This is a genomic window from Pseudoxanthomonas dokdonensis (genome assembly GCF_001431405.1).
Classification (GTDB): domain Bacteria; phylum Pseudomonadota; class Gammaproteobacteria; order Xanthomonadales; family Xanthomonadaceae; genus Pseudoxanthomonas_A; species Pseudoxanthomonas_A dokdonensis.
Map to the genome: position 1 here is coordinate 1 of NZ_LDJL01000032.1, position 715 is coordinate 715.

Annotated in this window: 1 protein-coding gene; it reads left to right on the forward strand. The window is 68.7% G+C overall.

What is annotated here, in order from left to right; translation table 11 throughout:
- Positions 1-715, forward strand: a 715-nt coding sequence (locus ABB29_RS15910; RefSeq protein WP_057660886.1) for a LysR substrate-binding domain-containing protein, incomplete at both ends; no start/stop codon positions are given.

Here is a 715-nt window from a genome sequence, read left to right on the forward strand (position 1 = left end):
CGCCCGCGCGGTGCTGGCGCAGGCCAACAACATCCGTACCTACGCTGCCAACCAGCGCCGCGAGAGCCAGGGCCAACTGGTGCTGGCGACCACCCATACCCAGGCGCGCTTCGTGCTGCCGCCGGCCATCGCCCGTATCAAGCAGGCCTATCCGCAGGTCAGCGTGCACCTGCAGCACGCCGCCGAAAGCCAGGCCCTGGACCTGCTGAGTGCCGGCGACGCCGACATCGCCATCATCAGCACCGCCGGTGATGCCCCGCAGGCCGGCATTGCGGTACCGCTGTACCGCTGGCGGCGGCTGGTGCTGGTGCAGCGCGGCCATCCACTTGACCGCGCCAACGGCGAGCGGCCGAAACTGGAGGATCTGGTCGGGCTGCCACTGATCAGCTACGAATCCTCGACCCGGCCCGAATCATCCCTGCAACGCGCCTTTGCCGGCGCCGGGCTGGAGGCGACCATCGCCCTGACCGCGCTGGATGCGGACTTGATCAAGACCTATGTACGCACCGGCATGGGCGTCGGCCTGCTGGCGGAAATGGCGGTCAACGCCAACGATGTCGATCTGCGCGCCTGGCCGGCACCGGTGGAAGTGCGCGAATGCATTGCCTGGGCCGTGTTGCCACGCGAACGGGTGCTGCGCGACTACGCGCTGGAACTGGTCCACGTGCTGGCGCCGCAGATTGATCGTCGTGACCTGCGGCGCCAGCACGTGGAC